General features: G+C 44.0%; 16 protein-coding genes. 13 read left to right on the forward strand and 3 right to left on the reverse strand.

Translation table 11 applies throughout. From position 1 onward, the window contains the following. Positions 1–9 precede the first annotated feature (9 nt). Positions 10–1,119: a mandelate racemase/muconate lactonizing enzyme family protein gene (locus ATG71_RS09725; RefSeq protein WP_098439417.1), complete on the forward strand. Its 1,110-nt coding sequence runs from the start codon at positions 10–12 to the stop codon at positions 1,117–1,119. A 13-nt stretch (positions 1,120–1,132) separates the two neighbouring features. Continuing rightward, the gene (locus ATG71_RS09730; RefSeq protein ID WP_098439418.1) at positions 1,133–1,846 is read left to right on the forward strand and encodes an N-acetyltransferase; all 714 of its coding nucleotides are present in this window, start codon (positions 1,133–1,135) and stop codon (positions 1,844–1,846) included. Between the two features lie 308 nt (positions 1,847–2,154). Here the strand turns inward: ATG71_RS09730 and ATG71_RS09735 are convergent, their stop codons facing one another. Next, positions 2,155–3,081 carry a DMT family transporter gene (locus ATG71_RS09735; protein WP_098441780.1) on the reverse strand — a complete coding sequence of 309 codons (927 nt, stop codon included), beginning with the start codon at positions 3,079–3,081 and terminating at the stop codon, positions 2,155–2,157. Between the two features lie 211 nt (positions 3,082–3,292). On the opposite strand from ATG71_RS09735, the gene ATG71_RS09740 reads away from it, so the two are divergent. The 9 genes from ATG71_RS09740 to ATG71_RS09780 all read left to right on the forward strand — a co-directional run bounded on the left by ATG71_RS09740 (position 3,293) and on the right by ATG71_RS09780 (position 11,684). Beyond that, positions 3,293–3,772, forward strand: a complete 480-nt coding sequence (locus tag ATG71_RS09740; RefSeq protein WP_098439419.1) for an Lrp/AsnC family transcriptional regulator — start codon at positions 3,293–3,295, stop codon at positions 3,770–3,772. 124 nt (positions 3,773–3,896) lie between these two features. After that, positions 3,897–4,421: an RNA polymerase sigma factor gene (locus ATG71_RS09745; RefSeq protein WP_098439420.1), complete on the forward strand. Its 525-nt coding sequence runs from the start codon at positions 3,897–3,899 to the stop codon at positions 4,419–4,421. Continuing rightward, on the forward strand, positions 4,399–5,445 hold the full coding sequence (locus ATG71_RS09750) for a DUF4030 domain-containing protein (protein ID WP_098439421.1): 1,047 nt from the start codon (positions 4,399–4,401) through the stop codon (positions 5,443–5,445). The genes ATG71_RS09745 and ATG71_RS09750 overlap by 23 nt, the downstream gene beginning before the upstream one ends. A gap of 583 nt (positions 5,446–6,028) precedes the next feature. Beyond that, a complete protein-coding gene (locus ATG71_RS09755) occupies positions 6,029–6,544 on the forward strand; it encodes an MgtC/SapB family protein (RefSeq protein ID WP_098439422.1) in 516 nt (171 codons plus the stop codon). Between the two features lie 251 nt (positions 6,545–6,795). Continuing rightward, complete coding sequence (locus ATG71_RS09760; protein ID WP_098439423.1) at positions 6,796–8,070, forward strand: ABC transporter substrate-binding protein; 1,275 nt, start codon at positions 6,796–6,798, stop codon at positions 8,068–8,070. A 90-nt stretch (positions 8,071–8,160) separates the two neighbouring features. Then, positions 8,161–9,051 (forward strand): carbohydrate ABC transporter permease, encoded by an 891-nt coding sequence (locus ATG71_RS09765; protein WP_098439424.1) that lies wholly within the window; start codon positions 8,161–8,163, stop codon positions 9,049–9,051. 14 nt (positions 9,052–9,065) lie between these two features. Continuing rightward, positions 9,066–9,875, forward strand: a complete 810-nt coding sequence (locus ATG71_RS09770; protein ID WP_098439425.1) for a carbohydrate ABC transporter permease — start codon at positions 9,066–9,068, stop codon at positions 9,873–9,875. Positions 9,876–9,886: 11 nt separating this feature from the next. Beyond that, the gene (locus tag ATG71_RS09775; RefSeq protein ID WP_098439426.1) at positions 9,887–10,627 is read left to right on the forward strand and encodes an MBL fold metallo-hydrolase; all 741 of its coding nucleotides are present in this window, start codon (positions 9,887–9,889) and stop codon (positions 10,625–10,627) included. Between the two features lie 271 nt (positions 10,628–10,898). Beyond that, entirely contained in the window at positions 10,899–11,684 is a 786-nt protein-coding gene (locus ATG71_RS09780) for an HAD-IIA family hydrolase (RefSeq protein WP_098439427.1), read from the forward strand. A gap of 93 nt (positions 11,685–11,777) precedes the next feature. On the opposite strand, the gene ATG71_RS09785 is transcribed toward ATG71_RS09780, so the two are convergent. Together ATG71_RS09785 and ATG71_RS09790 are read right to left on the reverse strand one after the other, a co-directional pair. After that, positions 11,778–12,473, reverse strand: a complete 696-nt coding sequence (locus ATG71_RS09785) for a YfjL-like protein (protein WP_098439428.1) — start codon at positions 12,471–12,473, stop codon at positions 11,778–11,780. Positions 12,474–12,545: 72 nt separating this feature from the next. Beyond that, positions 12,546–12,821: a hypothetical protein gene (locus tag ATG71_RS09790; RefSeq protein WP_098439429.1), complete on the reverse strand. Its 276-nt coding sequence runs from the start codon at positions 12,819–12,821 to the stop codon at positions 12,546–12,548. 309 nt (positions 12,822–13,130) lie between these two features. On the opposite strand from ATG71_RS09790, the gene ATG71_RS09795 reads away from it, so the two are divergent. Together ATG71_RS09795 and pruA are read left to right on the forward strand one after the other, a co-directional pair. Continuing rightward, positions 13,131–14,048, forward strand: a complete 918-nt coding sequence (locus tag ATG71_RS09795; protein WP_098439430.1) for a proline dehydrogenase family protein — start codon at positions 13,131–13,133, stop codon at positions 14,046–14,048. Positions 14,049–14,102: 54 nt separating this feature from the next. Then, on the forward strand, positions 14,103–15,734 hold the full coding sequence (gene pruA / locus ATG71_RS09800; RefSeq protein ID WP_098439431.1) for an L-glutamate gamma-semialdehyde dehydrogenase: 1,632 nt from the start codon (positions 14,103–14,105) through the stop codon (positions 15,732–15,734). Positions 15,735–15,820: the final 86 nt, after the last annotated feature.

Consider the following 15,820-nt stretch of genomic DNA (forward strand, 5'->3'; position numbering starts at 1 on the left):
GTTTAGCAAATGAAAATAAAAAAAATAAATCTGTATGCCATTCGATTACCACTGAAGCAGCCTTTTATCATCAGTTATCATACCTATGACGATATGCCCTCTATCATTTTGGAAATGGAGACGGATGAAGGAATCATTGGATATGGGGAAGCGGTGGCGGATGAGCATGTGACAGGCGAAACGTGGGAAAGCACCTTTCAAGTGCTTCAGCATACCCTCGCACCGAAACTGATCGGAGAGAATCCGTTTCATATTGAACGAATTCATGAACTGATGGATCAAGCCATTTACAATGCCCCGACCGCAAAGGCGGCCATCGATATCGCTTGCTATGATGCTATTGGAAAAAAAGTGAATCAGCCTGTCTATCAGCTGCTTGGCGGCCGGTATCATGACGAATTCCAGATTACCCATGTCCTCAGCATAACAGAGCCGGATACGATGGCAGACGAAGCGGCCAGTATGATCGAGGAAGGATTTCAATCCTTTAAAATGAAGGTTGGAACCGATATCGACCAGGATATTGAACGAATCCGAAAGGTGAGGGAACGTGTTGGGTGGGACGTCCCGATCCGTGTCGATGTGAATCAGGGCTGGAAGAACAGCAGTCAGACACTGAAGGCACTGAGGTATCTTCAAGACCTGAACATCGATTGGCTTGAGCAGCCCGTTCTGGCAGATGATGTAGATGGGATGGTCCGGATCAAATCCAGGACAGATATCCCCCTCATGATCGATGAAGGACTGAAAGGCCTTCGTGACATGCGTGAGATCATCCGGAAGGAGGCCGCGGATAAAGTGAATATCAAATTGATGAAAAGCGGTGGGATCTACCCGGCAGTGAAGCTTGCCCATATGGCTGAGATGGCCGGGATGGAATGCCAGGTCGGTTCGATGGTCGAGTCATCGATCGCATCAGCAGCCGGATTCCATGTGGCTTTTTCCAAAAAGATCATCACTAGTGTAGAATTGACAGGACCAATTAAATTTTACAAGGACATCGGAGACCTGCATTATGACGTCCCATTTATCCGACTGTCGGACAAAGCGGGCCTCGGTGTTACCGTAAATAAAGATATATTGGAAGAGTTGACTGAGTTTAAGAGTATCGTAGAGTAAGGAGCATGGAATCATGGATCATCTATTTGAAGGATTTCTTGATAAAAACAATGAATCATACATCGTCCGATTGTTAACTAAAGAGGATATGAGCCAATTACAGCAGCTGCAGGAGCTTGTGGTGGAGACCTTGACGGAAAAAAAGAACTTACAGCCACTGACGTATGAGGAATTAGACTATATTTTAACGGGGAACGGGCTGATGATCGGCGCCTTTACAGAGAAGGGATTAATCGCATTCCGCGCTTTGTTAGTCCCCCCTATTGATGAAGAGCATCTGGGGCTGGATGTTGGACTCGAGGCACAGGAACTGCCGCAGGTCATCTATCAGGAAATTTCGAACGTACACCCGGATTACAGAGGCAACCGGTTACAGCAAACACTGGCTCATTTGATCATGCAGGAACTGGGGGAGCTGGATCAAAGGTTTACCTATGTGGCGTGCACCGTCGCTCCTTTTAATATTCCCAGTTTAAAAGATAAGTTCAAACAGGGAATGGAGATTGCGGCCCTTAAGATCAAGTATGTCGATCAATTGCGATATGTGTTCATTAAGCGTCTTGATGGAGAGGGCAGTGGGGGAGAGATTTCCGAGATTGCCAGAGTTCCCATGGGGGACGTTGTGGGCCAGCAGTCGTTATTGGAGGAAGGCTGGCGCGGCATTTCGATGGAGGAAGAGGATGGTGGGTATAGTGTGTTGTATGTGAGGAAGCAGTCAATCGCCTAATAGCGGGTTTGTGTTGAGAGGCAGAAAATTCATCCTTCATTTTGAGTGTTCACTGAGTAATAAACGGAGTTTTTCCTGTTATCGTGCAAAATAGGGCTATGTTAAGGGGGAATAAACGGAATTTTTCCGTTTATGGCCAGTCAAGATGGTCCATTTTAAAGCTTTTAAAGTGAATAGGCGGAATTTTTCCGTCTGTTACTCGATATTATGTGCAGAATTCCTCAATAAGCGGAATATGTCCGCTTATGTGTATGTAGAAATTGCTAAAAAATGCTTGGAGCATCTGTCTCCAAGCATTTTTATTTTCTTTATGAAGTCTTCACAGGCTCATTGGACAGCATACCTGATGGAACTTCCTTGAACATTTTAGGCTTTGTCTTCAATACCGAAAACAACACACACCCCGCCAAAACAATCGCACTTCCAGTAGCTTGAAGACCATTCATCTTCTCTCCCAAAAAGACAAACGCCAACAAAGCCGTGAAGACTGGATTGAAGTTCAGGAACAACCCCGACGTACTCGGTCCGAGCTTATTTACTCCCACATTCCAAAGCACCATGCAAACCACCGTGGAAATCACACCGGTATACAAGATCGACTGCACGAAGGAAGCATCGACATTGGTCACGTGGAAATCATGAAGATTGAAAGGCAGCAGGATAAGAATTCCGAATATCCCTGAATAAAGGATCGACATCATCGGTGTGACGCTCTTCATCGCCCACTTGCTGCAAACGGAATAGAATCCCCACATCACAACGGCAGCGAGCATATACAGATCCCCTTCATTGAATTGCAGGGAACCAATCATCTCCAAGTGGCCCTTTGACAGGACAAGGAACACGCCAAAGAGTGACAGGAACATAGAAGAGAGTTGAAAGGCATTCATCTTTTCCTTCAGAAAAATAAACGAGATTCCGGCAATCGAAAACATATTTAACGTGGAAATCAAGCCAACATTGGTGGCAGAGGTTTTTTCCAACGCCATGAATTGAAGTGCCTGAAAGAGTGCCACCCCTGTCAGCCCCATTAAACATAATGGAAGAATCGATTGTACGGGTGGAACGAGCTTCTTTTCCTTCCACCAGACCATCGGGAAGAGGCAGATAATGGCGATGGCCCATCTTAATATCGTCAACGTTCCCGGGGATCCATGCTCCACAAGCGTTTTCCCCACGATGAAATTGCCTCCCCAAAGAAGGCTGGTCAGTAACAATAGATAATGATATTTCACGTCATTCAGCTCCATTTCGAAGAGCCACTGTGCACAATGACATTTGCTATAAGAATAATTTTAACATTTTATCAGATTTGCAAAAGAACATATTGTATAATGAGGATTAATTGAAATAATTTAAAGTATGATAGATTATCAGATTATAAAAATTCATTTATACCTCGTTTTATCAGTGGTATTTGGAACAATTGAAAAGGGTGGTAGAAGCATGGAATCAGTTGTAAGCAGGGTATTGGATCAAATGGATCTTCAGCTATTGGATTTGCTGCAAAAGGATGGGCAGCTGAGTAATCTGGAATTATCGAAGCGGGTCAGTTTATCGGCACCGGCCGTACACTCACGCATCAAGCGCTTGGAGACGGAAGGGTATATCAAGAAGCAGGTAGCCATTCTAAATCACGAAAAACTGGGGTTTGATCTACTATGCTTCGTGTTTATGAGCACGAATGAACACAGAACGGAAAAGCTGACTGCCTTAGAAGGGACACTGGAATCGATGGAGGAAGTCCTGGAATGTCATTGTTTGACTGGGGAATATGATTATCTACTGAAAGTCGCCTGCAAGGATCGTAAGGGACTGGAGCTCTTTATCAGAAGGTTGAATGAGATGGGGATCACGAAGATTCAGACGAGTCTTGCGTTGAGGGAGATTAAGGATTCGACGGTGCTGCCGATATTGGGGTCTTAATTTAGTGATGTTATCAGCATTATCCCAACCAGGGGTTAATGCTTTTTTTTTTGAAAAATTCATTTCAAACGTGACCAATCGATTTCCATATGCGTCTAAGTGTAGGAGGGAAGGGGGAACAGTTTTGGATCAACAAGAATTAAGTGAATGGTTTACCCAATATGGAGAATCGATCCTCACATACATACTTCTAATGGTACGGGACTATCAACAGGCAGAGGATTTAACACAGGAGACCTTTCTGAAAGCCTATAGAAGCAAACAGCAATTCAAACAGAATTCATCTGTGAAAACATGGCTATTTTCCATTGCACATAATGTGACGATTGATTATTTTCGAAAGAAGCACCCGCTGAAACACTACCTGGGCCTAACAATGGAGGAGAAAGACGGCAAGCCGTTACCTGAACAAATCGTCGAGATGAATGAAGAATCTGAAGGATTATACAGAGCGATTCAACAATTAAAGTCAACGTACAAACATGTCATCATCCTAAGAAAGTTGAAAGAATTTTCAACAGCAGAAACAGCCCATGTGTTGAACTGGTCAGAGAGTAAGGTGAAAATGACGCTAAGCAGAGCGCTGGTAGAACTGGAGAAGGTATTGACGAGAGGAGGGGTCATCAATGAAATCAACCGATCCATTTAAAGAGTTGGAAGAACAGCTAAAGGTAACAGACGGATCAAAAGAGCAGCTTCGAAGTAAAATAATGCAGAGCACAAATGAAAAGAAGAAGATCCATTTTAAAAAATATATCTGGATTGCGGCAGCATGTATACTCTTTCTTGTCACATCCCCGTTCTACTCAACCACGATGGCAAGTATTGTGGCGAAAGTGTTACCTATTACGATCACTCCACAGATTTCAGACGGAGAACCCAACCCCAATTTGACTTCTGACCTTTTTAAACTAGTCGAAAAGCAAGGATACAGAGTTAGTTCAGTAGGGACAACACCGTCTCCCTTCACAATTCAAGTGTCACTTCATTTGGGGGATTCCACATTAAAGCAAGCCAAGGAAGATCTTGAATCCAAGATCACCAATTATTTATATGAAAATGGGTATGACGATTACGAATTAAAGATTATCAAGGCTCCTGAAGTTCCCACTCGTGAGGGGAGCGATGACTTAAACAAAAAATATGATCAAGTACGAGAGATTGTGAAGGAAGTATTCGCTTCCTATGGATATGTTGAAGAAGCTGAGTATGAGTTAGCAGGTATGAAGGGGACCGGTGCTTCAGCGATTGTCACCATCGATATGCCGGACCACATTGATGAATCAAAGGAAATCATTGCAGACATTGAAAAAGAAATAGAAAAACAGAATCTAGATGTCAAAGATGTCGAGGTGGATACTTTCAACTTGAACCATCGTCAGCAGGATAATCGTTGGTCCATGATCTCTTCTGATATCTATGATGCCATGGCAGGGAAATCGATGTATCAATTGGCCGGACTTTCGTATCAAGTGAAGGATGGACACTCTTATGTGTGGATAAAAACAGATCTGGATAAACCACTTCCCCAGGAGCAGATTGACGAAATCAAAAAAGCAATAAAGGACTATTTGGCATTACCTGAAACGAAAGAGCAAATTCGTAATGACGAGTATACGATTGAATTTTTATTGAAGAATGGGAAGTCGTTTGTGGAGATATCGAATCAATAGTTTTTTCGAATAAGTTTAAGAGTTCCGTTTTCAGGTGAAGAATTGACGTGTGATGGGTATACGTTCTTTAATGATTATGATGGGAATTTTAAAAGGGTCGTACTTATCGATTGGGAGATCAGGCCAAACACCAGAGCTGATGAATAGACGGAATAATTCCGCTTAATTAGTTTTTTCTATTAAAAAAGGCTGAAATAGACGGAATAATTCCGCCTATTTACTCAGAAATACAAAAATGTTCGATCTTTTCTGTACATAAGCGGAAATCCTCCGGTTATTTATCCCAAAAACAAGGTCCGAGCTGACTATAGCCGGAAAATCTCCGCTTATTAACTCGCCAAATTTCCTACTGCTGGTTCTATATGGTGAAATATAACTGTTGGATTTGAGGCGAGAGGGAGTTCACGAACATCCTCACCACTAAATACACCATTGCTATCAAAAAATAATTAGTGTACGATAAAAAGAAATTTTAACGAACGAATTATAATGGACACCCACAAAGTGAACGGTATGATTTTTTTCATAATAGGTAGATTCGCTTTGGGAGGGGTCTCTTTTCTGGTTTAAGGAGGATGCCAGCATGACACACTACATAAATGAATTTACAGACTTCTTCTGGCAGCATGACATCTATTTCCGTATCGTTGTAAGTGCGGTGTTGGGGTTCATCATCGGGTGGGACCGGTCATCGAAGAACAAGCCGGCCGGTTTGAAAACCTATACGTACGTTTCGGTGGCGTGTACGTTGATCACGATCGTCTCGATTGAAGGAGCCGATATGCTCAGTGAACCGGATAGCGGGAAGATGATGGATCCCCTCCGTCTCGCTGCCCAGATCGTATCGGGGCTCGGGTTCTTGGGTGCAGGGGTGATCCTGAAAGATGGACTGCGGGTGAAAGGACTCACGTCGGCTGCGATGATTTTTTATGTCGGGGGCATCGGAATCGGCATCGGAGCAGGGTTTTATTCGATTGTCATCTTCGCCACACTTGTCACCTTCATCATGACGAGGATTGGTAACTTCTTTGAAGAACGGGAGATCAAGGCGATGAGTCTGCCGAAGCTCAGGAAGAAAAGTGAGGAGAAAGAGGACTAAATGCAGGGTGGGAATTGATCATCAGTTCCCGCTTTTTATTTTGTAAAAGATAGGTAAATAACAAGAATTTCATTGCCAACTTTTAGTTAATGTTGTATTATTGTGAATAATCAGACATATATATTAGACAGGTTATAGTCTAAGGGTAGAGATGCGGAGAATCCCTGTGACCAATAAAATGCATGCCACATTTTTGTGCTGCAGTTTATTGTTCATGGGTTTTTTTATGAAAAAAAAGGGGAGGAAATGACATGAAGATCAGACTTTTATCATTCGTTTTAGTGTTGATGGTTGTGTTTGCCGGATGCAGCAGCAGTGATACCGCTGGAGGCGAAACGACTGAAATTGATTTCTGGTTCCCGGTAGCGGTTGGCGGGGATGTAGCGAAGATTGTGGATGGGTTTGTGGCGGATTTCGAGAAAGAGAATCCCGATATCAAGGTGAATGCGAAATACGGAGGCAGTTACGCTGAAACGATGACACAGGTGATGGCATCGGCCCAGGCAGGAAATTCACCTGAGCTTGCCGTATTATTCTCCATCGACCTTTTTACGTTGCTTGAGAATGACCTGATTGAGGAATTGACGCCGATGTTCGATGAAAAGTATTTAGATGATTTCTATGATGGATTCATGGCGAACTCTTCCATCGGTGATAAAGTGTACAGCTTGCCGTTTCAGCGCAGTACGATCGTTCTTTACTACAACAAGGACGCATTCAAAGAAGCCGGACTTGATCCGGAAGCTCCACCTGAAAACTGGGATCAGCTCGTGGAATACGGGAAGAAGCTGACGAAGAATGGCGGAAAGGACCAGTGGGGTCTTGAGATTCCGAGTACCGGCTATCAGTACTGGATGTTCCAGGCGCTGGCTCTTCAAACAGAGAAAAATATCATGTCCCAGGATGGTAAAGAAGTGTATTTCAATGCTCCATATGCAAAAGAAGCAATGGACTTCTGGTTATCCCTTGGGAAAGAACATAAAATCATGCCGGAGGGTGTCATTGAATGGGCGACGGTTCCTTCTGACTTCCTGAGTGGAAAAACGGCGATGATGTACCATACGACGGGGAACCTGACGAATGTGAAGAACAATGCGGACTTTGATTTCGGTGTGTCATTCCTGCCGGCGAACGAGCAATACGGTTCCCCTACAGGAGGCGGGAATATCTACTTGTTCAAAGACCTGCCAAAAGCAAACAAAGAAGCGGCCGTCAAGTTCATGAAGTTCCTGACTGAACCTGAGCGTGTAGCACAGTGGTCCATCGATACAGGTTATGTCGCCACCACCGAATCGGCTTATGAGACAGACGTGTTGAAGAAGTATGTAGAGGAGTTCCCTCCTGCACTGGTTGCCCGTGAGCAGCTTGAATATGCAGAAAGTGAACTGGCAACCTATCAAAATGGTGAAGTGCAGAAAATCTTTAATGATCACATTCAATCGATCTTAACGGGTCAAAGCCCTGTTGATGAAGGGCTGGACAACGCACAGAAGAAAGCAGAAGAAGTGTTGGAGCCATTTCAGTAAAGGTCATCAGGTGAAGTATTGAATGAAGTGGAGCTCAAGTGACAGTGTGCTGACCTTGGGCTCCTTTCACAAGAAAGGTGGGACTGATCGATGTCAACGAAGCATAGAAAATTCAGTTCCCGGGCAAGGAATAATCTGTTCGCCTACGGGTTGCTGTTACCTTCTTTCATCTTTTTAACATTGTTTACGTTTTATCCGACGCTCAAGTCGATTCAGTTAAGCTTCTACAGCGGTCCGATGACGAGGCTCCAATTTTCTGGAGTGGAGCAGTATAAGGAAGTCTTCGGAGATGAAATATTCAGGAAGGTTATCCTGAACAACATCCTCTTCATGATCGGCACTGTGCCCACGAGTTTGTTCCTGGCGATGTATCTTGCCATCTGGCTGAATAAGAAAATGGCCGGAAGCGCTTTGCTCCGTACCTCCTTTTTCTATCCAACGATTGTTCCGCTCATTGCGGTAGCGAATATTTGGCTTTTCATCTACACGCCACAGTATGGATTGCTCGATAACTTTCTCCATACGTTCGGCCGTGGGGATACGAGCTGGTTGGGGGATCCGGGTACTGTCATGATTGCGATGATTGTTATGATCATCTGGAAAGACGCGGGTTTCTTTATGATCTTTTACCTGGCTGGTTTGCAAAATTTACCGCAGGACGTGTATGAAGCGGCAGAGATGGAAGGGGCGAAACCGTTCCAGATGTTCCGGCACATCACGTTCCCGCTGCTGATGCCGACGACGCTATTCGTCATGATCGTGGCGATTACGAATTCATTCAAAAACGTCGACCACCTGTACATAATGACCAAAGGTGGACCGGATAATGCCAGTAACCTATTACTCTACCATATTTACGAAGCGGCATTTACGAACTGGGATCTTGGCAAAGCCGCGGTGCTGACCGTGATCCTGATTGTCATCATGCTCGGTATCACCGCCTTCAACTATCTATACCTTGATCGGAAAATCCATTATTAGGAGGGGAAGCAACGATGAAAAAATTGAACTATGGCATCATTATTGTTCTAGGGATTCTTTCATTCATCCCCCTGCTTTGGGTGATCATCACTTCTTTCTCTCCGGGGAATCAAGTGATTAATGGAGGCTTTCCGTTCTGGGTCTCGAAGCCAACGTTTGAAAACTACATCCAGGCATGGGAGACGGCACCATTTCTGCAATACTATTTCAATACGTTCGTGATCGTGTTTGGCGTGTTGATCGTCCAGATCGTCACGGTTACCCTTGCAGCCTATGCGTTTGCCCGGGTGAACTTCACCGGGAAGAATGTCTTGTTCATCCTGTTCCTGCTGCAGCTGATGATTCAGCCTGAAATCCTGCTGTTCCCAAACTATCAGGTCATCAGCCAGCTCGGACTCGTCAATACCAAGCTTGCCGTCATGATGCCGTATTGGGCGTCGGCGTTCGGGGTCTTCCTGATGCGCCAGACATTCAAGCAGGTTCCATTTGATCTTGATGAAGCGGCAAGAATGGACGGATGTAAATGGTATCAAACCCTGTGGCATGTCTATATCCCATCGGCGAAACCGACCTATATAGCCTTTGCCCTGGTCTCGGTGAGTCACCATTGGAGCAACTTCATGTGGCCGTTGATCATTACGGATTCCGTGGAGTCCCGCCCATTGACCGTCGGACTTGCGTTATTTGCACAATCCTATGAAACAGGGGCACAGTGGGGGATGGTTGCTGCAGGGACGGTCATGGTCATCATGCCTTTGGTGATTGCCTTTTTCCTTTTTCAAAAACAATTTGTATCAAGCTTTATGCACTCAGGAATTAAATAGGAGGGAATCTGATGGACATTCATTTTTTAGGAACGGGGAGTGCGTATCCCGGTTCGGAACGCGACAATACCTCCATCTGCTTCTCGAATGATGAGTATCATGTGTTGGTCGATGTCAGCGGAAATCCTTGCAGGAAATTGAAGCAGTTGCAGGTGGATTTGAGGGAACTTGATGCGGTCGTGTTCACCCATTTTCATATTGATCACATTTACGGCTTGCCATCCTTGCTATGGGGGATGTGGCTTGAGGACAGGAGGAAGCCTTTAAGGATTCTGTGTGACGAGCGGAATGAAAGGAAGCTTCAGGAATGGCTCGATACGATGGAAGCCGATCAATGGCCTATTGCCTTTGCGATTGAGGTCGAGACATTTGATGGCGACCGGGAAACGGGGCTTCTGTCTGGAGGGGGAATGACATTTTCCTGCTTTAAGGCCTTACATTCTGTTCCCACAGTCGGGCTTGAAGTACGATGTGCCGGCCAGGTACTCGTATATTCGAGCGATTCGGAAATCAACGCACGGATTGGTGAGTATGACCATATAGATGTGTTAATCCATGAAGCGACGTCTGCGAGGAAAGTGGCAGGGAACCACAGCAGTCTTGGTGAAATTGTCGAAAAGTATGACTTGGACAGAATCGGCAAAATCGTTCTTGTCCACTTATCCGAAGGGGAACCGTATGAAGATGAGGTGGAGAAGCTCGGGACATCAAAGGTCATCATAGGCGAAGACTTGATGACACAGCATATGTAAATGAATAGGTACAAGGATAAAGATGAGGAGATTCCTTGAGTATGACGAAAATCCAATTATTCAATTGGAGAAATCGTCATGCTCAAGGAATTTTTTATTGAAATAAGACAGATTAACTTGAATTTGAGAATTGGCCAGCTCCAGCGCCTAGCCCCTCGAGACATTTCGGTCCGACGAATGAAGTCAAAGAACGACTTCACCCGTCGGCCCTCCAATGCTTGTCAGGGCTGAACAAGGCGCTTGCGCTTTTCTAATGATGGAGGGGATACAGATGAAGAATCTAAAGGGGTATATTTTTGACTTGGATGGGACCGTGTATCTCGGTAAGCAATTGATAGAGGGGGCAGACACCACCATCAATGCACTTCTCAAAGAAGGAAAAAAAGTGCTGTTTTTGACCAATAAGACCATTGAATCACGTCAGCGCTATGTGGAGAAGTTGAACGGATTTAATATTCAGGCAGGTCTTGAAAATATATTGAATCCCACGGTTACGCTGATTGACTATTTAAAGGAACATCATCCCCTAGCGACATTGTATGTGATCGGGGAGCAGCCCATCAAGGATGAGCTGACACTTGCGGGATTCAGGGAAGGGATGACGCCTTCCGAGGTGGATATCGTCGTGCTTTCTTGGGACCGGGATTTTCATTATGACCATTTGAATTTTGCCTACCAGTCGATCAAGCTCGGCGCGAAGATGATTGCGACCAATCCCGACAGAACCTGTCCAGTAGAGATGGGTGATGTACCGGACTGTGCAGGGATGATCGGGGCGGTGGAAGCCGTTGTCGGGAGAAAGATTGATGTACAGATTGGAAAGCCATCCATCCTGACCACTAAAGCAGCACTGAAATTATTACAATTGAAGCCGGAAGAATGCGTCATGATCGGTGATCGTTTGGAGACCGATATCCGGATGGGCATCGAAGCCGGGATGAGAACGGCCCTTGTGCTGAGCGGGATCACCACGGTGGAGGATTTGAGGGGGACGGTTTGGACGCCGGATTATGTGTTGGAGTCGGTTAAGGGATTGTTGTCGGAGAAAGAGTTATAAGTAGCAAAGCGGGGACGGTTTTTACTCTACTTTTGGGGACATGGTAGAGGCGAAATCGTCCATGATTTGTCTAAAAGATCAGATGTTCCACAATTAATTTTCATTTAATTCACGGATTAATTCTTTATCTTCCTCTCCGATCTGATTCATTTTTGATGTATTCTTTTCCAGTGTTTTGACTGAAATAGGTTTCTTGCCATCTAATGTAATTTCATATTGCCCATTCAAATCAGTGTATATCACTTGAAGAGAGGTAATATTGTAATTTTCACCGAGCCTGTCGATTACTTCATTTGTCAGTATGGCAGGCATTTTAGAACTGTCTTCGGAAGAAATCGTCTCGCGATTGATAATCCTTAATAGGTAAATTTTTTGATACAAGGACATATTCTTGGAATATTCACCATTAGCTAAAACCGAGCTAAACAAGAATGCAGTGGGCAGCTCAATATTTTCTGAATAAGAATTTTTCAACTTATTATAATCCCCTTGAAATGTATCATTGATCTCAGTTCCTAGTTTCTCATCGGTAATTAGATTATTCGAAAGGTCATAGGAAAATTGGTTTCCTAATTGAGGTAGATGTACTTCATAAGATGAATTTTTTAAGTTGAATTGAGGTTTGGGGACACTTTCATTAAAGCCATATACTTGCTTCACGTAATCAGTGATTTTCGCTTTTGCTATATAACTACCGAAAGGAATACCATTAAAAAAAGAGTAGATCGATATTAGAAGAAAAGTAAAAATAAGTACTAATGTAATGTTGAAAATCCGTTTTTTATTCATGTAAGTCACCCCATACGATAATAGCGTGTGTATCACAATACCAACCATAGAATGCAACAAGTCCTGTTTTTCTTACACTGTACTATCTTTATGAAAAGGGATATACAGAAGGACACCAACAAACACCAACATAATCATGGCAAGTGATAACCCTATAACAGCCAATGATTTCTTCTCATTCTTTTTCTTTAAAGCTAAAACACTGAATAGCAGCGTTAATGAGATACCTGTGTACTGTAAACCCATAAAATATTTCGGGAAGATTTTCGTTAATAAAGGGTGAAAAATTAACAAAGTTCCCAATCCGATAGATGCATAGCTTAACCAAGAATACCTTTTGCCTGACATGATACTCCTCCCTGTTTTTGTGATTGTAAAAATATGTATAGTGTAATTATACACTTTATGGAAACTTTTACAACTAAATTTAGTGAAAAAAATACCGAATCTACATGACATAGTCGTTGTTATGTCATATTACTCCCTCTCCAACCACCCCCTTTTGTGCTTCCACCATAACTCAACCCACAAATATTTGTGTCCCGAGCACGTTGTTATCGAGCCACTATTCCCGTTATAATTTTCTTAAGATTTACATTTCTTCGTTTAATCATCTCGCTCTTGAGGTAACAGTCACTATAAGGAGGTGTTGTAATCATGGAAGCAATCAGTAAGCGTTTTTTCATGTTTCTTTCTCACAATAAGGCAGTGGATAAGATGGCTAAACGGTGGGGATCGAAATTTGGGGCTAACAGTCTTGTGGGGGGAGAAACCTTTGCACAGGCGATTCCATTGATTACGCAATTGAACGGGGAGGGATTCCAGGTAACGGTCGATCATCTTGGTGAGTTTGTCGATTCCACAGATGTGGTGCGGGAGAATGTCCAAGGATGTATTCAGAGTATCAGTGCCATCGCGTATCATGGACTGGACACTGAAATTTCTGTTAAGCTGACCTCCTTGGGATTGGATATTAGTCAAGATCTTGTCATGGAAAACATGGAGTTGATTCTGTCAAAGGCAAATGAAAGCGGAATCACAGTCACTCTCGATATGGAGGATTCCTCGAGGTGCCATGCCATCCTAGACGTTTACAAGAAGCTCCGTCAAAAGTACGACAATGTGGGGACGGTGATTCAATCCTATCTTTATGTTTCAGACAAGGATGTGGATGATCTCAATCAGTTCTCCCCTTATTTGAGGCTTGTGAAGGGTGCATATAATGAATCGGGTAAAGTGGCGTTCCAGGAGAAGAAAAAGGTGGATGAGAATCTGAAACATCTCATTAAGAAGCAGCTCTTGAACGGCCATTATACAGCGATCGCAAGCCATGACGAAGCGATCATCGATTACACCATAGGATTAGTGAAAGAACACAATATCCCGAATGACAAATTTGAGTTTCAAATGCTTTACGGAATGCGGAACCAACTGCAGTCCGACTTATTGAAAAAGGGATACACCGTCCGCATTTACCTGCCATATGGTGAGGACTGGTTCGGGTATTTCATGCGACGACTGGCGGAACGGCCGGCGAATATCGCATTTGCACTTAAAGGAATTTTCAGCAAGTAAACTTTTTATAAAAAACATCCAGACAGAATGTAATCAGAAAGGAATGTGAAGAGAATGAGTAACGGAATTTACAACATCCCAACACCTACAAATGAGCCTGGTAATACATATGCCCCAGGTACGAAAGAAAGAGAAACGTTAAAAGCTGAATTAGAGCGCCAAGCTGGTCTAGAGGTTGAGATCCCGGTCATCATCAATGGTGAGGAAATCAAGACAGATACAGTGAAGCAAGTCGTCATGCCACACGATCACAAACATGTATTGGCTACCTATTCACAAGCAGGTGAAAAAGAGCTTCACGATGCAGTGGAAGCAGCAATGGCTGCAAAGGATTCTTGGTCCAATATGCCATGGCAACACAGAGCATCCATCTTCTTAAAAGCGGCTGACCTGATTTCTGGTCCATATCGCGACGTCATCAATGCGGCTACCATGTTGGGTCAATCAAAGACAGCCATCCAAACGGAAATTGATGCGGCACAAGAATTAGCTGATTTCTTACGATTTGGCGTTGACTATGCAAACCAAATCTATCAAATGCAACCGGACAGCATGAAAAACATTTGGAATCGCCTTGAGTACCGTGCATTAGACGGTTTCGTACTAGCGATCTCTCCATTCAACTTCACAGCCATTGGTGGTAACCTGCCGTCAGCTCCTGCGATCATGGGGAACGTAGTTGTGTGGAAACCAGCCACAACGGCTATCCTATCAAACTACTACTTCATGCGTATCCTGGAAGAAGCTGGACTGCCTAAGGGTGTTATCAACTTTGTTCCTTCACGCGGTTCTCAAGTTTCCGAAGTGGTATTAACAGATCCACGCATGTCCGGATTCCACTTCACTGGATCTACAAGCGTATTCCAGACGATCTGGAAGACAGTAGGGGAAAACATCACTAACTACAAATCATATCCTCGTCTAGTTGGGGAAACAGGCGGTAAAGACTTTGTCTTCGCACACGAAACAGCTCAAGCAGACAAAGTTGTCGCTGCACTTGTTCGTGGTGCATTCGAATACCAAGGTCAAAAATGTTCAGCTGCTTCACGTGCTTACATCCCAGCAAGCCTGTGGGAAGAAGTGAAGAATGGTGTCGTGGAAGAAACAGCTAAGCTTAAAGTAGGGGATGTCCGTGACTTCAGGAACTTCATGGGTGCGGTCATTGACAAACCTGCCTTTGAATCCATCACAAGCTACATCGACTACGCGGCTGATTCTGAAGAAGCTGAAATCATTGCCGGCGGTACGTACGATGATTCTGTTGGATACTTCATTCAACCAACTGTCATCGTGACAACGAATCCAAACTTCAAAACGATGACCGAAGAAATCTTTGGACCAGTCTTAACGATTTATGTATATGAAAACGATCAATTAGAAGAAACACTGACTTCAGTGGATACAGCTTCCATGTATGCATTAACGGGTGCAATCTTTGCACAGGATCGTGAAGCGATCATGCACTTGGAACGCCGCCTATCCGGTGCAGCCGGAAACTTCTATATCAATGATAAACCAACCGGTGCTGTGATCAACCAACAACCATTCGGCGGTTCACGCGGTTCAGGTACAAACGATAAAGCAGGTTCTGTCTTCAACATGATTCGTTGGACCAGTCCTCGTATCATCAAAGAAAACTTCGCGCCAACAACAGACATTACGTATCCATTTATGGATGAAGAATAAATCGAACACGACAAGCTCTCCCGACATGGGGGAGCTTTTCTTTTTTTATTGGGGGATTTAACGCTATAATAGGAATCACAATCACT

Origin of the sequence: Bacillus sp. es.034, assembly GCF_002563655.1 — a bacterium.
GTDB lineage: Bacteria > Bacillota > Bacilli > Bacillales > Bacillaceae_B > Rossellomorea.